Here is a 307-nt window from a genome sequence, read left to right on the forward strand (position 1 = left end):
TGTCGGCAAAACAGCGGGTCTTGGATTAGGAGATAGCGATGAAGTTCCAGATCACTTCGCTAATCTCTACTGACATCATAGCACACGGCTTTTCGCTGGATATCCCCGAAAGGTGGATTCTGGTAGGGCTGGTACTGGTTGTCATTAGAGTGACAAGACGGTAAGCGTAGCCGCAAGGCTTTTGTGAACCGTTCGGGATCGTGTCGGTAAAGCGCGATCTCGCACTCTTTTTTAGTTTTGAGTGTTGTTTGAAGTGACGAGTTTGTCGTCGCTGTTTCCTCCTCACCACATGCGCCCCCTGCGCCGG

The 307-nt window shown here is 51.1% G+C and carries 1 protein-coding gene; it reads right to left on the reverse strand.

Features of this window, described 5'->3' with window-relative positions; all coding sequences use genetic code 11:
- Positions 1-25: 25 nt before the first annotated feature.
- A partial coding sequence (locus tag HMPREF3036_RS12340) for a hypothetical protein (protein WP_231853618.1) occupies positions 26-307 on the reverse strand: 282 nt, incomplete at its 5' end.

It is taken from the genome of Sutterella sp. KLE1602, assembly GCF_001578585.1.
GTDB lineage: Bacteria > Pseudomonadota > Gammaproteobacteria > Burkholderiales > Burkholderiaceae_F > Sutterella > Sutterella wadsworthensis_A.